Raw genomic sequence first — 25,784 nt, forward strand, 5'->3', positions numbered from 1 at the left:
CGTCAACTCCCGTCGGCGGCCGGAAGGAAGCGTGCGAACGGGTCGCCGGACCGGGAGCAGTGCCCGGCGAGCAGCGCGCGGAAGCGGTCGAGCGTGGCCGAATGCCGGGCGTCCACCGCCAGGTTGACCATCTCGCCCGGATCCCCGGCGAGGTCGAACAGCTGCTCCCGGTGGTCCCCCCAGGCGTAGCAGACGTACTTGTACCGCTCGTCCCGGATCATCCGGCCGAGGGCGTTGTTGAACCCGGGCAGCTCCCAGCGGGTCTCCACCACCACGGTCTCCCGGGGCTCCGGCGCGCGCACGCTGCGCCCGGGCAGGCCCGGCGGTGCGGGGATCCCGGCGAGGTCGCAGAGGGTGGGCAGCAGGTCCGGGCCGGTCGACACCAGGCGGTCGCTGACCCCGCCCGGCGGGCTGCCCGGCCCGCCGACCAGGAAGGGCACCCGCACCGACTCCTCGAACAGCGCCCACTTCTGGTTCCACCCGTGCGCGCCGGCGCCGTCGCCGTGGTCGGAGGTGAACACCACGACGGCCTCCCGGCCGGTCGCGCGCTCGTGCTCGCGCAGCGCGGTCAGCACGGTGCCGAGGTGCGCGTCCACCCGCTCGACCAGCGCGTAGTACGCCTGCCGGTAGCGCCGCCAGTCGTCCTCGCGCCACTCGGCGGTGGGGTGGGTGTGCGCCCAGGCCCGCTGGGCGAGCCGGGGGAGCCGGGCCTCGTACGGCGCGGGCGGGAAGTTGGCGGGCAGCGGCGGGCACTGCGCGACGGGCGGCGGGGCGGGCAGCGGGCCGGTCTTCGGCCGCTGGCCGCGCGCCCATTCGCAGATGCCGTGCGGCTCCAGGAAGGAGAGCACCAGCAGGAACGGGCGCGGGCGCGGTTCGCGGAGGAAGCCGGCCGCGGCGTCGGCGAGTCCGGCGTCGTCCCCGGCCGGGTGGAGGCGGCGGAAGCCGCGGTCCTCGGGGAGGTCGAGTTCGGGCAGGTGCCACTTGCCGCCGTAGGCGCAGTCGTACCCGGCCTCGGCGAACACCCGGCCCAGCAGCGGCTCCGGCGCGGCCCCGTCGGGGCCGGCGGCCTCGTTGCCGGTGACGCCGAGCGCGCTGGGCAGCTGCCCGGTGAGCAGACTGGCCCGGGACGGCGCGCAGAGCGGCTGGGCGCAGTACGCCTGCCGGTAGCGGGTGCCGGCGGCGGCCAGCGCGTCCATCGCCGGGGTGGCGAGGTGCGGGTTCCCGGCGGCGCCCATCGCGTCCGCCGTCTGCTGGTCGGTCAGGACCACGAGCACGTCGGGGAGTTCACGGGGCACGGTCAGGCCATCCGTTCGTAGGCGCGGCGCTCCAGGGCGTGGCGGAGCGGTTCGCCGAGGGTCCACCGCTCGAACTCGCCGACCACCAGGTCGCCGAGGCGGCGCCGCTCCAGGGCCTGGCTGCCGGCCAGGTGCGGGGTGACCACGGCGTTCGGCAGGGTGAACAGCGGCGAGCCGGGCAGCGGCGGTTCGGGGTCGGTGACGTCCAGCACGGCGAACAGGTCGGGCCGTTCGGTGAGGACGTCCAGCAGGGCCGGCTCGTCGAGGACGGCGCCGCGCGCGGTGTTGACCAGGGTGGCGCCGGGCTTCATCGAGGCGAGCAGGCGCCGGCCGACCAGCCCCCGGGTCTCCGGGACGAGCGGGGTGTGGACGCTCACCACGTCGGCGGTGGCGAAGAGTTCGTCCAGGCCGACCGCGCGCACCCCGGGCGGCGGCTCGGCGTACGGGTCGTGGGCGACGACCCGCAGGTCGTAGGCGCGCAGCCGCTCGCAGACCAGTCGACCGGTCTCACCGAGCGACAGCACGCCGACGGTGGCCCCGTACGCGCCGGGGGCCCGGCCGACCCGGACCGGCGCGCGGGCGGCGCGGGCGGCGAGCACGTTCCGCCAGCCGTCCTTGAGCGCGTAGACGATCTGCGCGACGGTGAACTCGGCCACCGGCACGGCGTTGGCGTGGGCGGCGGTGGCGATCGGGATGCCGGCCGCCCAGAACTCCTCGGTGGCGATCCGGCGCACCGACCCGGCCGCGTACAGCACCAGGCCGAGCCGGGGCATCCGCTCCAGCGCGGCCGCGTCGAGCACGGGTCCGCCCCAGCCGGTGAACAGCACCTCGACGTCGTGCAGGGCGTCCGGCACGGCGGCGAGCCGCTCGGGGGACCAGACCCCGCCGGGATCGGCCGGGTCCTCGACGAGTTCCGCCCGCGCGAGCACCCGGGCGCGCGCCTCGGGGCCGTAGACGTCGGGGAACCGGGCCGGGTCCATGGCGAAGGCGGCCGCGAACATCCGGTTCTCCTTTGGTCGAGTGGCCACGAGGAGTTTCTATCACACTGAGAAATAGTGGGGCGGAGGGCGGCCCGGCAGGTGGCACGGCCCGGGCGGCTCAGTGGGTGATGAAGGTGGCCCCGTCGACGAGCCGGACGGCGGCCGCGGCGGCGCCCACCAGCTCCGTGGTGGTCGAGTGCACCACCATCAGCCGCGGCAGCACCGGCACCCGGCCCTGCAGCCGGGACTCGATCGCGGGCAGCATCTCGCCGCCGCTCTCCCAGAGCAACCGCCCGCCCAGCGCGACGAGTTCGGGCCCCAGCACACTGGTCAGATTGGCCACCAGCAGGGCCAGGTCGTCGGTGAACTCGTCCACCAGCCGCACCGCCGCCGGCACGCCCTCCCGGGCCAGCCGGAACAGCTCGGCGATCCGCTCGGCCGACGCCCCCGAGACGGTCAGTCCGGCCTCCGCGATCCGCCGGTCGACGGCGTGGTCCCCGATCCGGGCCTGGGTGTCGCCGGTGCGGCCCAGCGGGCGGTCCAGCGCCCGGCGGTCGCCCATGAGGTACCCCAGCGCGCCCGCCGACCCGAGCCGGCCGCGGTGCAGCCGGCCGCCCAGCACGATCCCGGCGCCGACCTCGATCCCGACCACCACCGCGGCGAGGTCGCCCACCCCGGCGGCCTCCTCGCCGTGCTGGACGGCCAGGGCGACCAGGTCCACATTGCTCTCGACCGCCACCGGGACGCCCAGTCGCTCCTGGAGCAGCGTGCGCAGCCGCAGGCCGGGCCAGTCCAGCGCCGGCGCGAACTCGACCAGCCCGGTCCGGTCGCGGACCACCCCCGGCACCCCGACCACCAGGGCGCGCGGCGCGCCCGCGTGCCGTGCGGCCCACGTCCGCAGCCCCTCGACCAGGGCCAGCAGCGGTCCGGTGAGGTCCTCGGCGGACGGCTCGCGGTCGCGCTCCGGCCCCAGACCGGCCGCCCAGTGGTGCTCGGCCTCGTGCAGCACGGCGCCGTGCAGGTCGGCGACCACCCCGAGGATCCGGCGCGGGCGCATCGCCACCGCCAGGACGGTCTGCGCCCCGGCGTTGTAGCGGATCAGCTGCGGCGGGCGGCCGCCGCTGGACGGCGCCCGCTCGGCCTCCACCACGACCAGGCCCGCCGTCCGCAGCACCTCGACCAGCCGGTGCACGGTCGCCGTCGACAGCCCGCTCTCGGCCGCCAGCCGCTGCCGGGACAGCGACCCGTGCCGGCGGAGCACCTCCAGCAGCACGGTCTGGTTGACCTGCGCCACGGTCTGCGTGGTGGCGGTCGCCGGGGTGCGGGGGGACTTGGGCACCGGGTGCTCCTCGGGCGGGGCCGGGCGGGGCCCGAGCGGTGGCGGGACTTCGTCTCGGCTCGAATATATCCGAGCGTCCCCTGCCGGGACCGGCCCGGGAACGCCCGAAGGCCCGGCCGCGCGGATTGCGCGCGGCCGGGCCTTCGGTCACCCCGGTGATCCCTGTCCGACCCCGGGGTGAGGGGGGACAGATGGTCCGGTGAAGTCGATGACCGCTTCTGGTCGGCTTAGTACCAGTGGTGGGTCTGCCAGAACGCCCAGGCGTTGTTCGGGCTGCCGTAGCGGTCGTTCATGTAGTCCAGCGCCCAGCGGATCTGGGTGGTGGGGTTGGTCTTCCAGTCGGCGCCGTGGGTGGCCATCTTCGAACCCGGCAGCGCCTGCGCCAGGCCGTACGCGCCCGAGGACGGGTTGGTCGCGGTCACGTTCCAGCTGGACTCGTGGGCGATGATCTGGCTGAACGAGTTGAGCTGGTTCGCGGGCACGATCTGCGCGGCGATGCTCTGCGGCGTGGCGGCCGAGGCGGTGGCGGGCACCAGGCCGGCACCGAGGGCGGTCACGGCGGCGGCGCCGGCGAGAACGGCGGCGGAGGTACGCATACGAAGCTTGAAAGCGGGCATGAAGAACAAGACCTCAATCAGGTTGGGCCGGCGTTCGCCCCGCCCGGACCGTGGCCGGACAGGGGCCGAAACGGTCGCGGGGCGTGCGCCGGACAGTCGTTGTGAAGAGCCGCACTCCGGTGGGACAGGTACCGGGTGCGGCTGGCGACGAGACCAATTGTTGCCAGACGGGTTTGCCCGCTGCCAAGACCCCTCCGCTACGACGCCCGGTCGTAGCGATCTCGCGCGCCGTCGATTCGAAGGCCCCGCGCCGAGCCCTCTGACCTGCGGTGACGCCACCCCCGCCCGGGTATCGGCCCGGGCACTACCGCCCGTCGTGCCGAGGGAATCCTTGTGAGCGCACTCACCGCCCGTCAGCCCCCGCCGTCACCCACCGCCACCGGCGCCTCCACGCCGAGTCGCGGTCGATCTGAGACCGGCACCACAAGGGGGCTGCCGGGGCGGGGACTTCGGGCGGTGCGGACCGCCGGACCGACGGTGCCCCGCCGGGTGCCGCGGACGAATTCCGTGGCACCCGGCGGGGCAGTGGTCGGCCGAGCCGGTCAGCCGGCCGGCCGGTCGCGCCGGTGCAGTGGTCGCGGCGGCGCCTGCTGAGGGCGAGGACGAGTCCGCCGAGGACCAGCAGCGGGCCTCCGGCCCCCGCCACCGTCATGACGGCGGGCGCCACCGGGGCGTCCTGCTCCACCGTCGCCGTGGCGGTGTCCTCGGGGGAGGTGAATCCGGTGGTGCCGACGCCGCGGACCGGTTTCGCCAGGGGGCCGCGTCAGCCCTTGTGGCACACCGGATCGACCGAGTGGCCGGACAGGTACACCTGCTCGTCCGAGGTGAGGTCGCGGTCGACGGACTGGCAGATCTTCCGGATCGCATCGGAGGGCTGGGGCGGAGCGACGTCCCACAGCCGGGCCGTGGCGTCGCTGCTGCCGGTGGCCAGGGTGCGGCTGTCGGGACTGAACGCCACCGAATACACCGCATCGGTATGGCCGGCCAGGGTGCCGCGGCTCTTGTTGGTGGCCAGGGTCCACAGCCGGGCGGTGGTGTCGGCGCTGCCGGTGGCGAGGAGCCTCCCGTCCGGGCTGAATGCCACGGCCCACACGGTGGAGCTGTGACCGGTGAGGGCGGCACGGCTCTTGCCGGTGGCCACGTCCCACAACCGCGCGGAGTTGTCGTCACTGCCGGTGGCGAGGGTCTTGCCGTCCGGGCTGAACGCCACGGCGTCCACGGCGCCGACGTGGCCTTTGAAGGTGACGCCGGCGGATCCGGTGGCGACGTCCCACAGCTGGGCGGTCCGGTCGGCGCTGCCGCTGGCGAGGGTCTTCCCGTCGGGGCTGAACGCCACCGCGCTCACGGCGCCGGTGTGGCTGGCGAGGGGGTCGTGGCTCGTGCCGGTGGCCACGTCCCACAGCCGGACGGTGGTGTCGTCACTGCCGGTGGCGAGGGTCTTGCCGTCCGGGCTGAACGCAAGGGCCGACACGACGTCGGTGTGGCGGGTGAGGGAGTTCACCTTCCTGCCGGTGGCGACCTCCCAGAGCGAGACCGAGTAGTCCGCTTCGCCGGTGGCGAGGGTCTTGCCGTCCGGGCTGACGGCCACCCCGTTCACGGTGTCGGACCGGCCGTTCAGGGAGCTGCGGACGGTGCGGGTCGTGACATCCCACACCCGCACCCCCGCGTCGTAACTGCCGGTGATGAGGGTCTGTCCGTCGGGGCTGAACGCCACCGTGCCCAGCCCCCAGGTGTGGCCGGTCAGGACAGTACCGGCCGAGATGTCCCACAGCCGGGCCGTGGCGTCGATGCTGCCGGTGGCGAGGGTCTTGCCGTCCGGGCTGAACGCGACGGAGAACACGCTGTCGACATGACCGTTGAGCGCGGTGCGGGTCGAACCGGTGGCGACGTCCCACATCCGCGCGGTCTGGTCGACACTGCCGGTGGCGAGGGTCTTCCCGTCCGGGCTGAACGCCACCGAGGTCACCGCATCCGTGTGACCGCTGAGGGTGCTGCGGAGGGATCCGGCGGCGACGTCCCACAGGTCCGTGTCGGTGTCGTCGCTGCCGGTGGCGAGGCTCTTCCCGTCGGGGCTGAACACGACGGCCTCCACGGCGGCGGTGTGCTCCCGGAGGGTGGCGAGGGTGGCGCCGGTGGCGACGTCCCACAGCCGGACGGTGGTGTCGTCACCGCCGCTGGCGAGGGTCTTCCCGTCGGGGCTGAACGCCACCGAGAACACGCTGCCGTCGTGACCGGTGAGCTGGGCGAGCGCCGCGCCCGTGGCCGCGTCCCACAGGCGTACGGACTTGTCGCCACCCGCGGACGCGAGGGTCTTCCCGTCGGGGCTGAACGCCACCGAGAACACCACGCCCGCATGGCCGTTGAGCATGGCGCGCTCCTTGCCGGTGGCGACGTCCCACAGGCGCACGGTCTGGTCGAAGCTCGCGGAGGCGAGGGTCTTCCCGTCGGGGCTGAACGCCACCGAGAACACGGCGTCGGTGTGGCCGGCGAGCGAGGTGAGCGCCTTGCCGGTGGCGACGTCCCACAGGCTGACGGACTCGTCGTCGCCGGCGGTGGCGAGGGTCTTCCCGTCGGGGCTGAACGCGACCGTGTCCACCGGCTCCGTGCTGCCCGCCAGGCGTCGCTTCAGCGGCAGGAGCGCCGCGTTGCCCAGGCTCTCGGCGGACTCGGGTGTGTGACTGGTGTCGTACGCCGCGATGGCCAGCAGCGCCGCGAGGTCCGGGTTGGTGCCGATGAGCGTGTCGGACTGGGCGGCGAACTGCCGGGACAGGGCCTCCTGCCGTTCCGTGGCCACCGTCCGCCACTGCCAGACGGCTCCCGCGCCGGCGACCAGGGCGACGGCGAGCAGACCGGCCAGGATCGCGTTGAGCCGCCTGCTGCGCCGGATGGCCGCCTGCTGGCGCTGCCGGCTCGCGGTGAGGAACTCGGTGATGTCGCGCGGCAGACGGCGTCGCTCCGCCCAGTCGAGGCCCTCGGCGAGGGCCGTTCCGCCGAGCAGGTCCCCGGGGTCCTTCCGTTCGGCCCACGCGGCCCGTCGCTTGCGGGTGCTCTCCAGCCAGTCCTGGAAGCGGTGGTCCTGCTCCACCCAGTCCTGGAGCGTGCCCCACTCGCGGATGAGCGCGTCGTGGATCAGCTCGGCGACCGGCTGCCCGGCCGGCGGCAGGGGGCCGCCGGGGGTGCGCGGGGCGTGGGTCATGATGATCCGGTGGCGGGTGAGCGCGGCGACGACGTCGTCGACGGCCCGGTCGCTGTCGGGCGTGGCCTCGGTGGTGGAGGCCAGTTCGCGCAGTTCGCGCAACGGGAGCTGCTCCCGGATGGCCGGGATCTGGTAGCCGGGCTCGGCCGGCCGGACCAGGGAGGTCAGGATCCGTCGAGCGATGGGAAGTTGATCGCCGGGAAGTTGCCGGAGCGCGGAGTCGCACCAGGTGGTGAGGCCGCCGGCGACCCCGCCGACGCGCTGGTAGGCGTCGTGGGTGAGGAAGCCGTTCCGGCGCCGCTGCCACAGCTGACTGAGCGTCAACTCAAGGAGGGGGAGGACGGTGACGGGCGCCCGGTCGCCCGCGGCCCCCTCGGGGGCGGCGGCCAGGACGTCGGTGATGATCTGCTCCGGCAGGCCGGCCTCGAAGTGGGCTCCGACGGACCGGGCGGGCAGGGTGATGATGTCGCGCAGCTCGTCGTGACTGAGGGTGCTCGGCAGATTGAGCAGGCCCGGCATCGCCTTCTCCAGCAACGTCGGTGCCAGGGCGGCCAGTTGCGGATAGAAGTCGTCGCGCATGACCAGCACCACGCTGATCGGGACGGCCGAGTCGGCGAGTGCGGCGAGCTGGTCCGCGGCCGCCACGAGCTCGCGCTTGCGGCCGTTGGTGGGCCGGGCGAGGAACTCCTCGAACTGGTCGACGACCAGCAGGATCCGTTCCCGGTCCGGTTCCTGCGCCAGTCTGCGGGTGACGGCGGCGGCGATCCCGTCCCGGCGCGCCCCGGGCAGCCCGGCGCGTTCCAGCTCGGCCGGCAGGTCCTGGCGCGGCCGGGCGAGCACGGGCAGCCACCGGTCGCTGCCCGGCAGCCGGCCCTCGGCCAGCGCGGGCAGGACGCCGGCCTGCACGAGGGACGACTTGCCCGAGCCGGAGGGTCCGAGCAGCAGCGTCAGCCGCTGCTGGTGGGCCAGATTGGCCAGCACCTGCCGCACCGCTTCCTTCCGGCCCTCGAACCACCGGGCCTCCTCCGCGGTGAACGACTCCAGTCCCCGGTAGGGGCAGATGTCCGTCAGGGCCAGGTCGGGCCAGACCTCGCGCAGGACCTCGGCGGGGGTGACGTACGCGATGCCCTGGCCCCGCTCGTAGTCGTCGGGGGCCGCGATCTCGGTCAGCATGCCGATGACCAGGCCGGTCACCTCGTCGAGGACCGGGCCGCCGCTGAACCCGGTGGTCAGGTCGTTGGCCGAGGTCAGCTGGAGGTGGGGGCTGCCGCCCTCGCCGGCCGGCAGCAGGTCGCCGGCCACGCCGAAGCCGAAGTGCCCGCCCGGCGGGGCCTGGGCGGGAAAGCCGAACGACCGCACCTGATGGCCCCGACAGCCCTCCGGGGAGCCGAGCGGCAACGCCGCCGTCCCCGGCACGGTACGGGCCGGCCGGACGACGGCCACGTCGTCGCCGTCGGGCTCGCGCCACGGCTCCTCCAGGACGTGGCCCTCGACCAGGGGCGAGCCCCCCACGTTGGGGAAGGCCAGCCGCACCTGTTCACCGGGCCCCGCCCCGGCGGCGCGCACGACGTGGGCACAGGTCAGCAGGACGTCCTCGGCGACCAGGAAGCCCGCTCCGGCGACCTCGCCGTCCGGCCCGAGCACCTGGGCCACGGCGGGAAGCAGCTCGCCCGCGCGGCCGCCGTCCGGCGGCCGGTCCGCGCTAGCCACCGGCGCGGCCCGGTCGGGCGTCGGCCGGAGCACCGGGGCTGCCCCGCCGCCACATCGCCCTCACCAGCAGGTGGCAGTTGGCGCTGCTCTTCGTGATCACGGCTCCGGCCTCGACCGCGAGGTCGATGCCGAACTCCACCGCGATCTCGTCGGGGCCGATCCGGCGCAGCTCGTCGAGCGCCGCGTGGGCGGCCGTGGTGACCGGTACGAGGGCTCCCTGCAGCGTCGTCGGCAGATCGCGGATGGCCTCGCCGACCCGGCCGGCCTTCACGGGCCCCTCCGCACCGCCGGGAGCCTCGATCAGCACCCAGCCCCCGTCCTCCAGCGGAATGCGAGCCAGCCCTGCCACGGCCTCCTCCTTCGGCGTCGCGGGTGTCGCGGCCACTCGCATCGTCGTCCGCCGCCCGCGGCGCCGCACCCGGACCCGGCCGTCCGGACGACCCGCGGCGGTGCGGCCGGGGGCGCCGGGAACCCCGGGACTCCCGGTGTCACTCCACGGCGAGGGCGTCGCCCAGGCGGCGGTGGCGGCCGGCGCGGGCGGTGAGGCGGGCGGGGGCGGGGGTGGCGACCAGGGCCGCGAGGGCGGTGGCGACGGCGTGGCCGAGGCGGGCGCAGAAGGCGGCGGGTTCGTCGGCGGCGTCGGGGAGTTCGGCGATCACCTGGTCGACCAGGCCGACGGCCGCGAGGTCGTGGGCGGTGATGCCCTGGGCGCGGGCCAGCTCCGGGGCGTGGGCGCCGTCGCGGTGGACGATGGCGGAGGCGCCTTCCGGGGGGAGCGGGGCGAGCCAGGCGTTGGCGGCGGCGAGGACGCGGTCGGCGGGGAGCAGGGCCAGCGCGCCGCCGCCGGAGCCCTGGCCGAGGAGGACGGCGAGGACGGGGGTGCGCAGGGCGAGCAGGGTGGTGAGGCAGTGGGCGATCTCGATGGCCACGCCGTCCAGCTCGGCCTGGACGGAGAGTTCGGCGCCCGCGGTGTCGACCACCGTGACGAGGGGCAGGCCGAGTTGCTCGGCGAGGCGGGCGGTGCGGCGGACGGCGCGCAGGTCGGCGGTGGTGAAGGGGCGCTCCCGGGTGCCGGCCCGGCGCTGCTGGCCGACGACCACGGCGGGCTGCCCGTCCAGGACGGCGAGCGCCCGGACGAGCGCGCCGTCGCGGCCGCCCGGGGCGTCGAGCAGGACCAGCTCCTCGGCGGTGCGGCGCAGCAGCTCGCGGGTGCCGGGGCGGTCGGGGCGGCGGGTGCGGAGGACGGCCTCCCAGGCGTCGGGGCGCTCGGCGGGTTCCGCGGGGACGGCGGCGGGGGCGGGCAGCGGCCGGCGGGTCAGGACGGAGAGCGAGCGGCGCAGCACCTCGCGCAGTTCCTCGGGGGCCACCACCGCGTCCACCAGGCCCCGTTCGGCGAGCGTCTCGGCGCACTGGACCTCGGGGGGAAGCTCGACGCCCCGCAGTTCCTCGTACACCCGCGGGCCGAGGAAGCCCAGACGCGCGCCCGGTTCGGCGAACACCAGCTGCCCGAGCGTCCCCCAGGAGGCGAACACCCCGCCCATGGTCGGGTTGCGCAGATAGGTGAGGTACGGCAGCCCCGCCGCCCGGTGGGCCTGGACGGCGGCGGTGATCCGCAGCATGCAGAGGAAGGCCGCCGAGCCCTCCTGCATCCGCGTCCCGCCGGAGACCGGCAGGGCGACCAGCGGGAGGCGCTCGGCGGTGGCCCGCTCCACGGCGCGGGTGATCCGTTCGGCGGTGGCCACGCCGATGGACCCGCCGAGGAAGCCGAACTCGGAGGCGACCAGGGCCACCGCCTCCCCGCCGATCCGGCCGAGGCCGGTGAGCACCGCCTCGTCCACGCCGGTCCGCTCCCGTGCCCGGGCGAGGCTCGCCCGGTAGCCCGGGTCGGCGTGCTCGGCGTGCTCGGCGGCGGACCCGGCGGTGGGTTCGTCCCAGCTCCGGTAGCTTCCGGGGTCGACCAGCAGCCCGATCAGCTGGTGCGCTGTCAAGGAGACGCCCATCTGTTCCACCCCATCGCGTGATCCGGGTCCGCGCCGACGAAGATCACCCTAGGGGGAGCGCGGAGCGCGGGGCGGGATTGCGCGGCGGGTGTGAGGAGGCCGACAGCCTCGGGCCGTGCTCCGCCCGGGCGCCCGTCGCCGGCCCCGGACGCGCCGCGCGCCCGGGGCCGACGGAGGGTGGTGTCAGGAGTGCGTCGTCGAGCCGCAGGCCATGGCAGGCAGCGGCCGGAATCCGTGGCTGCGGATGGCCTGCAGCGCGTCGGAGGAACGGCAGACCCAGCCGGTCGGGCCGAAGATCCTGCGAAGCGCCTGGCCGCGGGCGTCCGGGCTGATCCAATCGGCCTGGCGTACGACGGTGTAGAGCACGTATCCGAAGCTCGCGGAGTAGGCCGGCGGGACCGCGGCCGCGGCCGGGTCGAGCGAGGCCATGCCGTTCATCGCGCGGGGCGTGAGGAGACCGGGCTCGTAGCCGGGCCGGCTGAGCCCGCCGTAGACCTGGCCGATGTAGTGGCCGACGGAGTAGGGGACGATCGCGTTGGGGTCGTGCAGGATCGCGTCCGTGCCCTGGTCCTCCTGATCGACGATGGTCACGCACGGACCGGGCGTGGGGAACTGGCCGGGGCCCTCCAGACCGTCCAGCGTCTGGAGGAACGTCCGCCGGGTCTCCGACGGGAGGCGGGGAAGGACCGGTCGGATCTCGGCGTCGGGCAGCCACGGACTGACCTGTCGCCAGTTGGTGTGGAGGCAGCTGTAGATGAGGCGCAACTCGGCGGCCGAGAGGTCGGCCGGAGCGTTGCCGCCGACCGGGGCGGCCCAAGCCACCGCGTCCTTGGCCAGGGCCACGAAGGTGTCCGTGGTCAGGTCCGCGGGCTGCGGGCCGCGGTTGCTGCGGGCGAAGTCGACGGTGTCGGGGTAGGCGGTCAGCGCGGTGATTCCGCTGGCGGGCCCGTAGGGGCGAGGGATGGCCGTCGCGCCGGCCCTGGTGGTGATCGGCGAGGTCCCGGTGGCGTCCCAGCTGTACAGCCGGGGCGACGCGGTGTCCCCGGCGGCGGCCAGATAGGCGTTGTAGCCGGAGGAGAGCCGGTTGTACAACTGCTCCGTGGTCGCCGATCCCGTACCGACGATGTCGGTGGCGGTGGGCTGGGACAGCGGGTCGGCGAGGGCCGGGGTGGTGGTGCCGAGGGCCAGGGCGGCGGTCAGCGCGAGGGCCGAGGCGGCCCGGGCGGCGAGGCGGAGCATGGCGTGAACTCCCGTTCGGGAAGAGGTGGGTGGTGGTTCAGATGTGCGTGGTCGAGCCGCAGGCGCCGGCGGGGATGGTCAGGAAGCCGTAGCTGCGGATGAGGGGTGCGCCGCCGTTGGTCCGGCAGATCCACCCGGACCGGCCGAAGATGTCGCGCAGCGCTTGGCCGTGGGCGTCGGATGCCGTCCACTCGGCCTCGCGCACCGCGTTGTACAGGACCCGGCTGAAGGCCGTCGCGGCGAACGGCTGGCTGATCTGCCGATTGGACGTGTCCACCGGGGCGATCCCGTTGACGGCGCGGGGGACCAGCGCGCCGGGCTCGTCGCCCGGACGGGCGTGCCCGCCGTAGACCTGGCCGACATAGCGGCCCACGGAGTACGGGACGAGCACGTCGGGGTCGTGCAGGAACGCCTCGGTGCCCTGGTTCTCCTCGACGCCGCTGACCACGCAGTTCCCGACGCCGGGCAGGCCCGTCAGGCCCACGGAGCGCAGGAACATCTGGCGGACCTCCGACGAGATGATCGGCAGGACCGGCTTGATGGTCGCGTCGGGCAGGGCCGGGTCGATCTGTCGCCAGTTGGTGACGTTGCAGGCGTAGATGTCGGACAGCTGGCCGGTGGTGAGACTGCCGGGGGCGTGTCCGCCGGTCGGGGCGGCCCAGCTCACCGCGTCCTTCGCCATCGCGACGAACACGGTACTGGACACGTCGCCGGCCTGCGGCCCGCGGGTGCTGCGGGCGAAGTCGACGGTGCCGCTGGTGGTGATGGTCAACGCCGTGATGCCCGCGTTGCTCGTGTTCGGCCGGTAGATCGAGGTGGCCCCGGTCTTGGGGGTGATGGGCGTCGTACCGGTGGTGTCCCAGCTGTAGAGGCGGGGTGAGGTGGTGTTTCCGGCGGCGGTGAGGAAGGCGTTGTAGTCGGTGGAGAGCTGGTTGAACAGCTGCTCCGTGATCGCCGTTCCCACCCCGACGATGTCGGTGGCGGCGGGCTGGGGCGGGTCGGCGAGCGCGGGGGTGGTGGTGAGCGCGAGGGTGGAGACGAGGGCGAGGGCGAGGGCTGAGGCGGCCCGGGCGGCGAGGCGAAGCACGAAGTGGACTCCCGCTCTGGGAAGAGGACCGGTGGTGGATCAGGCGTGCAGGGACGATCCGCAGGCGCCGACGGGCAGCGGCAGGAAGCCGTAGCTGCGCAGGACGGGCAGGCCGCTGCTGGAGCGGCAGATCCACCCGTTCCGGCCGAAGATGTCGCGCAGGGCTGTTCCCTGGGGGCTGGTGGCGTTCCACTCGCTCTGGCGCACCACGGTGAAGAGCGCGTAGGCGAAGCTCGTGTTGCCGAAGGCGACGGAGAGGACGTGGGTGACCGGGTCCACCGGGCGGATCCCGTCGAGGGAGCGGGGGACCAGCGCGCCGGGTTCGTCGCCGGGGCGGGCGTGGCCGCCGTACACCTGGCCGATGTAGTGGGCCACGGAGTAGGGGACGATCGCGTTGGGGTCGTGCAGGATCGCGTCCGCGCCCTGGTTCTCCTGTGCGACCTCGGTCAGGCAGGAGCCGGGCATGACGGGCCGGTCCGTGAGGCCCAGCGCCTGGAGGAACGCCCGCCGGGCGTCCGTGCCGTACGGTGGCAGGACGGGCCGGATGGTCGCGTCGGGGAACGCGTCGCCCAGCTGCCGCCAGTTGGTGATCGCGCAGGCGTAGATGTTGTTCAGGGCGATCTTCGAGAGGTCGCCGGGGGCGTTGCCGCCGGTCGGCGCGGCCCAGCTGACCGCGTCCTTCGCCAGGGGGACGAACAGGTCGGTGGGGATGTCGCCGGGCTGCGGCGGGCGGTTGCTGCGGACGAAGTCCACGGTGTTGGAGTCGGTGTAGTCCAGTGTCGTGATTCCGTTCTTGGTGCCGGACGGGCGGATGATCGGGACGGCCCCCGCCGCGGGGGTGATGTACGTCGTGCCGGTGGCGTCCCAGCTGTAGAGGCGGGGCGAGGTGGTGTTCCCGGCGGCGGCGAGCGAGGCGTTGTAGTCGGTGGAGATCTGGTTGAACAGCGCTGCCGTCACCCCGGATCCGACGCCGACGATGTCGGTGGCGGCGGGTTGGGGCGGGTCGGCGAGGGCGGGGGTGGTGGCGGTGAGGGCCAGTGCGGAGGCGAGGGCGAGGGCCGAGGCGGCCCGGGCGGCGAGGCGAAACACGGTGTGGACTCCCGGTCGGGGACGGTGGCGGGCGGGGCACCGGCATCCTCGGCCCGCCCGCCCGCGCCCGGAACCCCCAGGAACCTGGGGGTTCCGGGTCCCCGCAGGTCATTCCCGCCGGGCCCGCACCCCGCCGCCAACTCTTCTTCCACCGGTGGCCCCCCGGCCACCCGTTCCGGGTCAGGAGGGAGCGTGCATCGTCGAGCCGCAGGCGAGGGTGGGAATGGTCAGGAAGCCGTACTCGCGGATGAGGGGCACGCCGCCGTCGGACCGGCAGATCCACCCGTTCCGGCCGAAGATGGTGCGCAGTGCCGCTGCGTGGGCGTCCGAACTGCTCCAGTCGGTGCCGCGTACCGCGTTGTAGAGGTTGTAGATGAAGGTGGTGGAAATGAGGGCCGGGTTGATCGTGTGGTTGACCGTGTCCACCGCGGGGATTCCGTCGACCGAACGGGGGACCAGCGCGCCGGGTTCGTCGCCGGGGCGGGTGTGGCCGCCGTAGACCTGGCCGACGTAGTGGCCGACGGAGTAGGGGACGATCGCGTTGGGGTCGTGCAGGATCGCGTCCGTACCCTGGTTCTCCCGCTCGATGGGTTCCACGCAGGCCCCGGTCGCGATGGGCGCGCCCTGGCCCAGCGCCCTCAGGAAGGTCTGCCGGATGTCCCCTCCGAATGTGGGCAGGACCGCCCGGATGGTCGCGTCGGGGAGTGCCGGGTCGATCTGCCGCCAGTTGGTGACGGTGCAGGTGTAGATGTCGATCAGGTTCCGGCTGGTGAGGTTGGCGGGGGCGTTGCCGCCCGTCGGCGCGGCCCAGCTCACCGCGTCCCTCGCCATGGCGACGTACATGTTCGTGGTCGGGTCGCCGACCTGGGGGACGCGGCCCGTGCGCACGAAGTCGACGGTGCCGCTGGTGTAGGTGTTCAACGCCTGGATCCCGAGGCCGGTGCCGTTGGGACGGGTGATCGGGTTCGCACCGATCTTGGTGGTGATCTGGGTGGTTCCGGTGGCGTCCCAGCTGTAGAGGCGGGGTGAGGTGGTGTCCCCGGCGGCGGCGAGGGAGGCGTTGTAGTCGGTGGAGAACCGGTTGAGCAGGGTCTCGGTGACGCCGGCTCCCACGCCGACGATGTCGGTGGGGACGGGCCCGGGCGGGTCGGCGAGGGCGGGCGTGGTGGCGGTGAGCGCGAGGGCGGAAGCGAGGGCGAGGGCCGAGGCGGCCCGGGCGGCGAGGCGAAGCACGAGGGAGGGCTCCCGGTCGGGGACGTGGGTGGGTCGGGCCGCCGGCCCCGGGCGCGGCGCGCGGTCCGGGGCCGACGGTAGTGCGTCAGTTCACGGAGACGGGCCAGCCGTTGGAGTGGACTGTTGAGCCGCAGGCACCGATGGGCAGGCTCCGGAAGCCGTGACTCTTGAGGGTGGTGGTGGCGGCGGCGTTCTTGCAGATCCATCCGTTGGAGCCGAAGACGGCGCGCAGGGCCGTTCCGCGGGGCGTCCCGCTGTTCCAGTCCGCGTTGCGCACCACGTTGAAGAGGACGCGCGCGTAGACCGTACTCGTGAACTGGAGGGGCATCTGGTTGGAGGAGTCCACCGGGGCGATCCCGTCGATGCTGCGGACGGTGAGGACACCGGGGTCGTCGCCGGGGCGGGTGTGGCCGCCGTAGACCTGGCCGATGTAGCGGCCGACCGAATAGGGGACGATCGCGTTGGGGTCGTGCAGGATCGCGTCCGTGCCCTGGTTCTCCCAGCGGACCCCCCGGACGCACGGCCCGGGCTCGACGGACGAGCCCTGGCCGATCGCCTGCAGGAAGAACGCGGACGAGTCGGTCAGGGTCGCCGGGCCCGCGATCCCGAGTACCGGGACGATGGTGGCGTCGGGCAGCGACGGGCTGATCTGCTGCCAGTTGGTGTAGTAGCAGCTGTAGATGAGCGCGAGATCGCGGGTCATGAGGTCGGCAGGGGCGTTCCCACCGGCCGGCGCGGCCCAGGACACGGCGTCCTTGGCCATCGCGACGAAGAGGTCGGTGACCGGGTCGTCGATCCCGGGGCGGCGGGCCGAGCGGGCGAAGTCGACGGTGTCGTTGCCGTAGGCGTTGAGCGTGAGGATCCCGCTGGTGGAGCGGATCGGGCGGACGATCGGGCTCGCGCCGGTCTTGGTGGTGATGTAGTTCGTTCCGGTGGAGTCCCAGCTGTAGAGGCGGGGCGAGGTGGTGTTGCCGGAGGCGGTGAGGAAGGCGTTGTACTCGGTGGAGTACTGGTTGAACAGGCTCTCGGTGACGCCCGCGCCGACGCCGACGATGTCGGTGGCGGCGGGTTGGGGCGGGTCGGCGAGGGCCGGGGTGGTGGCGGTGAGCGCGAGGGCGGAGGCGAGGGCGAGGGCCGAGGCGGCCCGGGCGGCGAATCGGAGCACGGGGCGGACTCCAGGTGGTGGAAGGGGCCGTGGACGTTCGGTCAGGCGTGGCGCGTCGAGCCGCAGGCTCCGACGGGCAGCGTCAGGAAGCCGTAGCTCTTGATGGCGGCTGCGGCGGTGGGGTTCCTGCAGATCCACCCGGTGGTGCCGAAGACCTGGTGCAGGGCGTTCGTTGTGGACGTGTTGGACCAGTCGGCCTGGCGCACCACGTTGAAGAGCCACCGCCCGTAGGACGTGTTCGCGAAGGGCGGGGAGATGCGCCGGTCGGCAGTGTTCACCGAGGCGATTCCGTCGATGCCGCGGACGGTGAGGGTGACGGGATCGTCGCCGGGGCGGGAGTGTCCGCCGTAGACCTGGCCGACGTAGTGGCCGACGGAGTAGGGGACGATCGCGTTGGGGTCGTGCAGGAGTGCGTCCCAGCCCTGCTCCCCCCGCTCGACGACGCGCACGCACGAGCGGTCGCTGGGACCGTCGGTGCCCGCGGGCGGGTAGTTGATGGCCTTGAGGAGGAACTCCGAGGACTCCATCGGCGCGCCGGTGACGCCCGACCGGTCGACGGAGAGGTGGCCGGCGAGCACGGGGACGATGGTGGCGTCGGGCAGCGCGGAGTCGATCTGCTTCCAGTTGGTGACGCGGCAGTTGTAGATGTTGGACAGGTCTGACGTGGTCAGGTTCTGCGGGGCGTTGCCGCCGGCCGGCGCGGCCCAGCTGACCGCGTCCTTGGCGAACGCCACGAACAGGTCGCCGGGGAGGTCGTTGGCGTTCGGGACACGGGTGGTGCGGACGAAGTCGAGGGTGCTCCTGGTGGTGGCGTTCAACGCGCTCAGCGCCGCGCTGGTCCGGTCCGGGCGGATGATCGGGGTCGCGCCGGCCTTGGTGATGACCTGGGAGGGCGTTCCGGCGGAGTCCCAGCTGAAGAGGCGGGCCGAGGTGGTGTCCCCGGAGGCGGCGAGGAAGGCGTTGTAGTCGGTGGAGAACTGGGTGAACAGGGTCTCGGTGACGCCGGTCCCCACGCCGACGATGTCGGTCGCGGCCGGCAGCACGAGCGGGTCGGCGAGGGCGGGGGTGGTGGCGGTGAGCGCGAGGGCGGAGGCGACGGCGAGGGCCGAGGCGGCCCGGGCGGCGAGGCGGAGCATGGTGTGAACTCCCTTGCAACCGAGGGTGGATGTTCGCATCACGGGCATCCTCGGTCCGCCCGTCCCACCCCCGGAAGTGCCCGGGAATCCGGCGCAGGCGGTCCCCGCAGGTCACCCCCGCTGCCCGGACGATCCCGCCACCGCCTGTTCTTCCACCGGTGGCCCCCCGGCCACCGGCCCTCCCACGCCCGGCTACACCGGCGGCCGCGGGTCGTACTGGATCCCGTGCCGCACCCGGCGGGCCCGCTCCACCGAGGCGAGCCGGGCCACCAGGTGGAGCGCCATGTCCATCCCCGCCGAGATCCCCGCCGAGGTGATCACGTCCCCGTCGTCGACGAACCGGTCCTCGCGCCGCACCTCGGCGGTCGGCTCCAGCTCGGCCAGCAGGTCGAGCGAGGCCCAGTGCGTGGTGACCGGCCGGCCGCGCAGCAGGCCCGCCTTCGCGTACACCAGCGCGCCGGTGCAGACGCTGGCCATCAGCGGCACCGACGCGGCCAGCTCCCGCACCCGCGCCAGGTGCTCCTCGTCCGCCAGCAGCGGCCGGGTGCCCTGCCCACCCGGGTGCACCACCACGTCCGGGGCGGGCAGCGACGCCCACGAGTGGTGCGCCTGCACGGTGAGCCCCTTGGCGCACTCCACCGGCCCGCCGTCCCGGGAGACGCACGACACCCGCCAGCCGTCCTCGGGGAAGTTCCGCGTCCAGTAGGCGAGCACCTCCCACGGGCCGATGGCGTCCAACTCCTCGACGCCGGGGAACAACAGGATCGCGATGTGGCGGAGCCGTCCGGGCGGCCCGCCGGCCTGGGCGCTGGTGTCCATGGCCCTGGATTCAAGCAGGGTCCCGACGCTCCCGCCCGGCAATAAACGACCCGGTTGCTAGGGTCGGGGCATGGCAACGAGCAGAACGGGCGGCGGAGCGAACCCCCCGGCACGGCTGCGGCGCGACGCGCAGCGCAACCGCGACCTGCTGCTCGCCACCGCCCGGGACCTGTTCGCCGCGCACGGGCTGGACGTCCCGCTCGACCAGATCGCCAAGGAGGCGGGCGTCGGCAACGCCACGCTCTACCGGCACTTCCCGACCCGCGAGGCACTGATCGGCGAGGTCTTCGCGGACGCCGCCCACCTACTGGACGAGGCCGGCGCCGAGGCCCTCGCCGCCGAGGACGCCTGGAGCGCCATCGAGCGCTACTTCGCGCGGATCTTCGAACTGGTCGCCGCCGACCGGGGCATCAACGACCTGGTCACCCAGGCCATCCCGACGGTCCCCGGGATGATCGAGATCAGCCGGCGCAACGCCGAGACGGTCGGCGCCCTGGTCGCCCGCGCGCAGGAGCAGGGCGCGATGCGTTCCGACGTCGTCACCATGGACCTGCTGTTCATGCTCGGCCCGCTCTGCCGCGCCCTGCCCGCCGCCGCCGACCTGCGCTCCGACCTGTGGCGCCGCTACCTCGCCCTGCTGCTCGACGGCTTCCGCGCCCGGGCCACCCACCCGCTGCCCGTCCCGCCGATCGGCGAGGAGCACCTGGACCGGATGTTCGCCGACCTCTGGGAGGCCGACGGGCCCGGCACCGCCTGAGCACCCGGCACCGCCTGAGCGGCCTCCGCCGCGTCAGGAACCCGTACGGACCGGGCCCGCCCGCGTCAGGGCTCCGTCAACGAACCGCCCGCCCCCCGCCTCCCCGGCTTGGCTGGATCCGACAGCACCAGCCACCACCCGCGAGGACGGACAGCACCATGGCGGACGAGCCGACAGACCTCACCAGCGCGACCGGGGTTCCGGTTCCCGAGGACGACGGCCGCGGCCGCGTCGTCGTCGGCGTCAGCGGCTCGCTCGGCAGCCTCGCCGCCCTGCACCGGGCCGTCGCCGAGGCCCGCCGGCTCGACGCCGAGGTGCTCGCCGTGCACTGCTGGACGCCGGTCGGCGGCGAGTTCGGCTACCGCCGCTCGCCCTGCCCGCCGCTGCTGTCCGCCTGCCGCGACGCGGCCGCCACCCGGCTGCGCGACGCCCTCGACCAGGCCTTCGGCGGCGCCTGGTCCGGCGCCCGGCTGCGCAGCATCGCCGTCCGCGGCGAGACCGGCCAGGCCCTGGTCCGCTGCGCCGACCGTCCGGACGACCTGTTGGTGCTCGGCGCCGGCGGCCGCGGCCCGCTCGCCCGCGTCCTGCACCCGTCGATCACCGCCTACTGCACCCGCCACGCCGGCTGCCCGGTCCTCGCCGTCCCCAAGCCGCCGCTCCAACGCGAACTGGAGGCCCTGCAGCGCCACCCCCGCACCCGCCTGACGGCGAGCGCATGACGGCCCGCCTCGCCCCCTCGGCGGCGCTCGCGGTCTCCCTCACCGCCTCCGCCGCGCTGCTCCCCGTGCTCGCCGTCCTCGGCGAACTCCGGCCCACCTGGCTCGCGTTCACCGCCTACGCCGCCCTCTGCGCCGCCGTCGGCCGCCGCTCCCGCCCGTCCGCCGCCCCGCTGATCGGCCTGGCCGCCTGGCTCTTCCACAACGGCTTCGTCGAGAACCACCACGGCACCCTCACCGCGTCCGCCCCGGAGGCCCTCCACCTCCTCCTGCTCGCCGCCGCCGCCCTCGCCCCCGCGCTCCTCCCCGGACGCCCCGGGACCGGAAGCCCCCGGACCGGACGCACCCCGTACGATCTCGCCGCCTGAACCACCCGGCCTGGACCACCCGGCCTGAACCACCCGGCGCGAACCACCCGGCCGGACCGCCGTTCACCGGCGGTTCGGACACCCGTTCCGACCTGGTAGTGTTCTTCCTGTCGGGAGGAAGTGATTCCTCCTCAGGCGTCAGTGGTGCTACCAGAGCACGTCCCACTTTCAGTGGGGAGAGTCCGTGCAACCCAGGCCTGGCGCTCCATGGCCGAGCGGGCCCGGTACCTCTTCAGGTACCGGGCCCGCTCGCGTTTCCGTCGGTCCGTCAGCGCAGGACGCCGCGGACGGCCTCGGGGTCGGTGGGGGAGAGCGGGGCGGCGTCGGGTGATCCGGCGGCCTTGGCGGCCGCGGGCGGCGGGGTCACGTAGACCGGGGCGGGTTCGGCGGTGGGGGCGCAGGTCTTGGCGATCCGGCCCTTGCCGTTCGGCAGGCTGCCGTCGCGGAGGTAGGCGGTGAAGGCGTCGTCCAGGCAGGCGTTGCCGTGGAACAGGATCTCGTGGAAGCTGCCGCCGTCCTGCACGACGAGCTTGGCGCTGGGCAGCGCGTCGCGCATGGCGAGCCCGCCCTCGTACGGGGTGGCGCCGTCCTCGGTGGACTGGAAGAGGAGGACGGGCGGCAGGCCCTTTCCGGTGATCTTCAGCCGGCCGGCCCGGTTGCCCTCGTAGGGCCAGAACATACAGGCGGCGTTGTACCACATGTTGTTGTAGGTGTAGAAGGGCGCGACGGCGTTGACCTCGGCCTGGTCCTTCTTCCAGTACTCCCAGTCGCGGGGCCAGGCGTTCTCGGTGCACTGGACCGCGTTGTAGGCCGGGAACGAGCCGTCGTCCGCGCCGGGGGCCGCGTAGCGGTTGTAGGCGATGGCGAGCGGCCGGGTGTCGTGCTGGTTCACGTACGCGGAGATCACGGTGGCCATCCGGGGCCAGCGCAGGAAGTTGTAGCCGCCGCCGTAGAAGGTGTCCTCGAACTCGGCGGGCCCGATCTTCCCGACGGCCGGGGCGGCGTCCACCGGGTCGGTCCGCAGGGCGGCCTCGATCTGGTCGTAGGCCCGCTTCACCCCCGCCGGGTCGGTGCCGAGGTGGTAGACGGAGTCGGCCTTGGCGGTCCAGGCGGCGAAGGCGTCGAAGCGGCGCTGGTGCTCCTTGTCCTGGAGCTTGTTGTGCTCGTACCAGCTGATGGTCGGCCCGACGATGCTGTCGAGGACCATCCGGCGCACCCGGGACGGGAACAGCTGCCCGTAGGTCGAGCCGAGCGTGGTGCCCCAGGAGCCGCCGTAGAAGTTGATCTTCGGCTCGTGGAGCGCCCGCCGGATGCTGTCCAGGTCGCGCGCGTTGTCGACGGTGGTCATGTGCGGGAGCAGCCAGGACCACTGCGCGGCGCAGTCGGAGGCGTACCCGGCGGCCTTCTTCAGCCAGGCCTTCGCGGTGCCCTGGCTCGGCTGGTAGTCGGGGCGCTCGGCGTCGAAGTAGTCGGGGTCGCAGACGACATGGGGCTCGCTGCCGTTGGTGCCGCGCGGGTCGAAGCCGATCCAGTCGTAGGTCGAGGCGACGTCGGCCGGGACCTGCCCGGAGATGAAGGCGGGCATCCAGAGGCCGGAGTTCCCCGGACCGCCGGGGTTGAGCAGGATCGGCCCCTGGCGCTTCTCCTTGGGCGCGGTGGCCGGGAGCCGGTTCAGCTTGATCTTGATCTTGCGTCCGCGCGGCTCGGAGTAGTCCACGGGCACGTCGAGCATCGCGCACTGCAGCGCGGGCGTGGCCGGGTCCTCGCAGGAGCTCCACGCCAGGGTGCCCTGCCCGGTGTCGGCGAGCACGCTCTCGGGGCCGAGGCCGCCGGCCCCGGGTTCGGCCCCGACGGCGACGGCGCCGCCGAGGACGGCGATGGCGGTGGCGGTGGACAGTAAGGCGATGACTTTTCTCATGGGGAGCATGATGTGACATGTGCAATGGCACATCTACTCGACTGACGGGGCGTTATGAAGCTGTGACGGCAGCGTGGTTCGGTGCCGACGACCGTTCGTGGTCCGGCGCACCCGCTCCGGCCTGGTAGTGTTCTTCCTGTCGCGAGGGAGATGATCTCTCGTCAGGCGTCAGTGGTGCTACCAGAGCACGTCCCACTTTCAGTGGGGAGAGTCCGTGCGACCCGGGCCTGGCGCTCCGAGTCGGAAGGGCCCGGCACCTGTTCGTTCAGGTGCCGGGCCCTTCCGCGTGTCAGGCCACCGGGCGGTCGGAGCCGAGTTCGCGGGAGATGCGCAGGCCGACCTGGGCGACCACGGGGCCGAGGGCGCGGACGCGGGCGGCGGTCATCCGGGAGGTGAGGCCGGAGACCGAGAGGGCGGCGGTGACCTCGCCGGTGTGGTCGAAGATCGGGGCGGCGACGCAGCGGACCTCGGGCTCGTTCTCGCGGTCGTCGATGGAGTAGCCGCGGGCGCGGATCCGGGCGAGGTCGGCGCGCAGGTGGGTCTCGTCGGAGATGGTCCAGGCGGTGACCGGGCGCAGGCCGGCCGCGACGACCTCGGTGACGGCCTCGTCGGGGAGCCAGGCCAGGATCGCCTTGCCGGTCGCGGTGCAGTAGGCGGGGGCCCGGCTGCCGACCCGGGAGGCCATCCGGACGTTGGTCTCGTCCTCGACCTTGTCCAGGTAGACGATGCCCGGCGCCTGCCAGACGGTGAGGTGGACGGTCTCGCCGGCCTCGCGCTGGAGGCGGCGCAGGTGCTCGGCGGCGACGCTGCGCAGGTCGAGGGTGGAGAGGTAGGCCTGGCCGAGGCGCAGCGAGCCGTGGCCGAGCCGGAACCAGCCGGTCTCCCGGTCGCGGTCGAGCAGGTGCTCGTCCAGCAGCGGGCCGGTCAGCCGGAGCACGGTCGACTTGTTGAGGTCGAGGGCCTCGGCGAGCTGGGCGAGCGGGACGCCGCGCCCGTCGCCGTGGTCGCGGACGTAGCCGAGGACGGACAGCGCCCGGCGCAGCGAGGAGGACTGGTTGCGCTCGCCCGCCGCCTTCTTCGGTTTCGCGGTGGTGGAGGTGGCCGAGCTGGCCTCCTGCTCCGTCATCGGTCGCGTTCCCCTCTCGTTCCGCCACCGGACTGCGGCGGTTGTCGAACCGTACCCCTTCCGGACCGGACCGCCGCGTTTTCGATACAGCGTTGTGCAGTGCAAAACTTCGCGAACCGGCTCTTGTTGGGCGTGAGCGCCCCCGCCTAACGTCCCTGGCATCGAGCAGGCGACGCAGCCCACCCGAGCGGTCGCTCTGCCGTACCCGCGTAGCACCACCCCCACATCCACGCGTTCACGCACGCACCCATCACCGGCCCCGGTCAGGGCCTGCTTCGACGTGCCCGTCCCCAGCGGCCGCACGTCTCGGCGGCAGCTGTCGGGAGGGGAGGCTCCACACCCATGCGCATCGTCAGACGGACCACCGCGGCCGCCGTCCTCGCCGCCACCTGCCTCGCTGCCGCCGCCTGCTCGCCCGGCACCGCCGTGCCGGCCGGCGACAAGGCGGCCGACGACAAGACCGGCACGCTGCAGGTCTGGCTGTACAACGAGGCCGGCAACGCCGCGAAGGAGGCGGTGATCAGCAAGGCGGTCTCCGAGTTCCAGGCCTCCCACCAGGGCGTCACCGTCAACATCAGCTACATCGACACCGACGCCTCGGCCCGTGCCGCCAAGATGAAGGGCGCGTTCAACGACCCGAACAGCGCCCCGGACCTGGTCGAGTTCGGCAACACCGACCTGCCCGGCTACGTCGCGGCCGGCGGCCTCGCCGAGATCGGCGCCGACCTCGACAAGTGGAAGGACAAGGGCGACCTCGACCCGGCGATCGCCGCGACCGCCGTGCTCGACGGCAAGACCTACGGCCTGCCGTGGTGGGTCGGCGTGCGCGCGCTGTACTACCGCACCGACCTGTTCACCGAGGCCGGCCTGGCCGCGCCCACCTCCTACGCCGAGCTGGTCGCCGCCACCGAGAAGATCCACGCCGCGCACCCCGACACCTTCGGCATCGCGGTCGGCGGCAAGTACACCTTCGGCGCGCTGCCCTTCGTCTGGGACGGCGGCGGCGACATCGCCGCCAAGGAGGGGGACAAGTTCAAGGCGGCGATCAACTCGCCCGCCTCGCAGGCCGGCATCAAGCGCTACACCGACCTGTTCAACGAGAACGGGTGCCCGGTCCAGCAGTGCGCCGACCTCACCGGCGGCAAGACCGTCGACCTCTTCGCGGCCGGCAAGGCGGCGATGGCGATCCTGCCCAACTCCAGCCGCAGCAAGGTGGACGCGGGCGCGGCCAAGGGCAAGTACGCGGTCGTCCCGCTGCCCGGCGAGAAGGCCGGCTCGATCGCCCCGGCGTTCGCCGGCGGCAACAACCTCGGCGTGATGAAGGCGGCCAAGCACCGCACCCTGGCCGTGGAGTTCGCCGAGCTGCTGGCGAGCCCGGCGTACCAGGAGCAGATGTACGACGCCATGGGCAACCTGCCGACCCTGAAGTCGGTCAACACCAAGGTCGCCGCGAAGGACGCCTTCCTGAAGCCGTTCACCGACACCATCGCGGCCGGCACCAAGTTCGTGCCGCTGGACCAGGCGTGGGCGCAGATCGACGCACAGGCCGTGATCCCGACGATGCTCCAGCAGGTCGTCACCGGCAAGGCGGACGTGGCGAAGGCCTCGGGCGACGCCGCCACCCAGATCACCTCGGCCTTCGCCGCCCGCTGAGCCCCGGGCGCCCACCGAGCCCCGGCCGCTCACCGAGCGCAGGTCGCTCACGGAGCGCAGGCCACCGGAGAGCGCAGGCCACCCGAGAAGTTCAGGCCGGCTGAACCCGGGTCCGGCGGTGGCTCCCCGCCGCCGGACCCGGGCCCACCGGGCATCCAGAGAGCAGGTCCCGTACGTGTCCGCACCCACCACGACCGCCCCGGCGGCGCCGCCTTCCCCGAGCGGGTGGCGCCGGGGCAGGGCGTGGGGGGGGGGCCCCCCCCCCCCCCCCCCCCCCCCCCCCCCGCCCGGGGGGGGCGGGGGGGGGGGCCACCCCAACCCCGGGGGCCAAACCCACAAAC

20 protein-coding genes are annotated in these 25,784 nt (G+C 73.9%); 4 read left to right on the top strand and 16 right to left on the bottom strand.

The annotated features are described in order from the left end of the window. Positions 1-2: 2 nt before the first annotated feature. From ACFC0B_RS26335 to ACFC0B_RS26400, 14 genes are all read right to left on the bottom strand, one after another. Entirely contained in the window at positions 3-1,295 is a 1,293-nt protein-coding gene (locus ACFC0B_RS26335; protein WP_376090549.1) for a sulfatase, read from the bottom strand. Positions 1,296-1,297: 2 nt separating this feature from the next. Continuing rightward, positions 1,298-2,323: a hydroxyacid dehydrogenase gene (locus tag ACFC0B_RS26340; RefSeq protein WP_376090552.1), complete on the bottom strand. Its 1,026-nt coding sequence runs from the start codon at positions 2,321-2,323 to the stop codon at positions 1,298-1,300. Positions 2,324-2,393: 70 nt separating this feature from the next. After that, the gene (locus ACFC0B_RS26345; protein ID WP_376090555.1) at positions 2,394-3,614 is read right to left on the bottom strand and encodes an ROK family transcriptional regulator; all 1,221 of its coding nucleotides are present in this window, start codon (positions 3,612-3,614) and stop codon (positions 2,394-2,396) included. 227 nt (positions 3,615-3,841) lie between these two features. After that, positions 3,842-4,231 (bottom strand): transglycosylase SLT domain-containing protein, encoded by a 390-nt coding sequence (locus tag ACFC0B_RS26350; protein WP_376090558.1) that lies wholly within the window; start codon positions 4,229-4,231, stop codon positions 3,842-3,844. A 763-nt stretch (positions 4,232-4,994) separates the two neighbouring features. Beyond that, positions 4,995-9,137 (bottom strand): trypsin-like peptidase domain-containing protein, encoded by a 4,143-nt coding sequence (locus ACFC0B_RS26355; protein ID WP_376090560.1) that lies wholly within the window; start codon positions 9,135-9,137, stop codon positions 4,995-4,997. After that, positions 9,130-9,486, bottom strand: coding sequence for a CU044_2847 family protein (locus tag ACFC0B_RS26360; RefSeq protein ID WP_376090563.1), 357 nt, complete (start codon positions 9,484-9,486; stop codon positions 9,130-9,132). The genes ACFC0B_RS26355 and ACFC0B_RS26360 overlap by 8 nt, the downstream gene beginning before the upstream one ends. A gap of 139 nt (positions 9,487-9,625) precedes the next feature. Continuing rightward, the gene (locus ACFC0B_RS26365) at positions 9,626-11,137 is read right to left on the bottom strand and encodes a carboxyl transferase domain-containing protein (RefSeq protein ID WP_376090565.1); all 1,512 of its coding nucleotides are present in this window, start codon (positions 11,135-11,137) and stop codon (positions 9,626-9,628) included. A gap of 183 nt (positions 11,138-11,320) precedes the next feature. Next, positions 11,321-12,376, bottom strand: coding sequence for a substrate-binding domain-containing protein (locus ACFC0B_RS26370; RefSeq protein ID WP_376090568.1), 1,056 nt, complete (start codon positions 12,374-12,376; stop codon positions 11,321-11,323). A 37-nt stretch (positions 12,377-12,413) separates the two neighbouring features. Then, positions 12,414-13,463, bottom strand: coding sequence for a substrate-binding domain-containing protein (locus ACFC0B_RS26375; protein ID WP_376090571.1), 1,050 nt, complete (start codon positions 13,461-13,463; stop codon positions 12,414-12,416). Between the two features lie 39 nt (positions 13,464-13,502). Beyond that, entirely contained in the window at positions 13,503-14,552 is a 1,050-nt protein-coding gene (locus ACFC0B_RS26380) for a substrate-binding domain-containing protein (protein ID WP_376090574.1), read from the bottom strand. A gap of 180 nt (positions 14,553-14,732) precedes the next feature. Beyond that, on the bottom strand, positions 14,733-15,785 hold the full coding sequence (locus tag ACFC0B_RS26385) for a substrate-binding domain-containing protein (RefSeq protein ID WP_376090577.1): 1,053 nt from the start codon (positions 15,783-15,785) through the stop codon (positions 14,733-14,735). A gap of 85 nt (positions 15,786-15,870) precedes the next feature. Continuing rightward, the gene (locus ACFC0B_RS26390; protein WP_376090580.1) at positions 15,871-16,950 is read right to left on the bottom strand and encodes a hypothetical protein; all 1,080 of its coding nucleotides are present in this window, start codon (positions 16,948-16,950) and stop codon (positions 15,871-15,873) included. 41 nt (positions 16,951-16,991) lie between these two features. Further along, a complete protein-coding gene (locus tag ACFC0B_RS26395) occupies positions 16,992-18,086 on the bottom strand; it encodes a hypothetical protein (RefSeq protein ID WP_376090583.1) in 1,095 nt (364 codons plus the stop codon). Between the two features lie 192 nt (positions 18,087-18,278). Next, the gene (locus ACFC0B_RS26400) at positions 18,279-18,905 is read right to left on the bottom strand and encodes a DJ-1/PfpI family protein (RefSeq protein WP_376090586.1); all 627 of its coding nucleotides are present in this window, start codon (positions 18,903-18,905) and stop codon (positions 18,279-18,281) included. Between the two features lie 70 nt (positions 18,906-18,975). Between ACFC0B_RS26400 and ACFC0B_RS26405 the strand changes: the two genes are divergently transcribed. The 3 genes from ACFC0B_RS26405 to ACFC0B_RS26415 all read left to right on the top strand — a co-directional run bounded on the left by ACFC0B_RS26405 (position 18,976) and on the right by ACFC0B_RS26415 (position 20,746). After that, complete coding sequence (locus ACFC0B_RS26405; protein WP_376090589.1) at positions 18,976-19,662, top strand: TetR/AcrR family transcriptional regulator; 687 nt, start codon at positions 18,976-18,978, stop codon at positions 19,660-19,662. 158 nt (positions 19,663-19,820) lie between these two features. Continuing rightward, the gene (locus ACFC0B_RS26410; RefSeq protein WP_376090592.1) at positions 19,821-20,381 is read left to right on the top strand and encodes a universal stress protein; all 561 of its coding nucleotides are present in this window, start codon (positions 19,821-19,823) and stop codon (positions 20,379-20,381) included. After that, positions 20,378-20,746, top strand: a complete 369-nt coding sequence (locus tag ACFC0B_RS26415; RefSeq protein WP_376090595.1) for a hypothetical protein — start codon at positions 20,378-20,380, stop codon at positions 20,744-20,746. The genes ACFC0B_RS26410 and ACFC0B_RS26415 overlap by 4 nt, the downstream gene beginning before the upstream one ends. Positions 20,747-21,014: 268 nt before the next feature. Here ACFC0B_RS26415 and ACFC0B_RS26420 read toward each other — a convergent pair whose 3' ends face one another. Then, positions 21,015-22,664: an alpha/beta hydrolase gene (locus tag ACFC0B_RS26420; RefSeq protein ID WP_376090598.1), complete on the bottom strand. Its 1,650-nt coding sequence runs from the start codon at positions 22,662-22,664 to the stop codon at positions 21,015-21,017. A 289-nt stretch (positions 22,665-22,953) separates the two neighbouring features. Then, complete coding sequence (locus tag ACFC0B_RS26425; protein WP_376090601.1) at positions 22,954-23,790, bottom strand: IclR family transcriptional regulator; 837 nt, start codon at positions 23,788-23,790, stop codon at positions 22,954-22,956. A 342-nt stretch (positions 23,791-24,132) separates the two neighbouring features. Here ACFC0B_RS26425 and ACFC0B_RS26430 point away from each other — a divergent pair, with 342 nt between their 5' ends. Beyond that, on the top strand, positions 24,133-25,443 hold the full coding sequence (locus tag ACFC0B_RS26430) for an extracellular solute-binding protein (RefSeq protein ID WP_376090604.1): 1,311 nt from the start codon (positions 24,133-24,135) through the stop codon (positions 25,441-25,443). The last annotated feature ends 341 nt before the right edge of the window (positions 25,444-25,784 follow it).

The organism is Kitasatospora sp. NPDC056184, from assembly GCF_042268405.1.
GTDB lineage: Bacteria > Actinomycetota > Actinomycetes > Streptomycetales > Streptomycetaceae > Kitasatospora.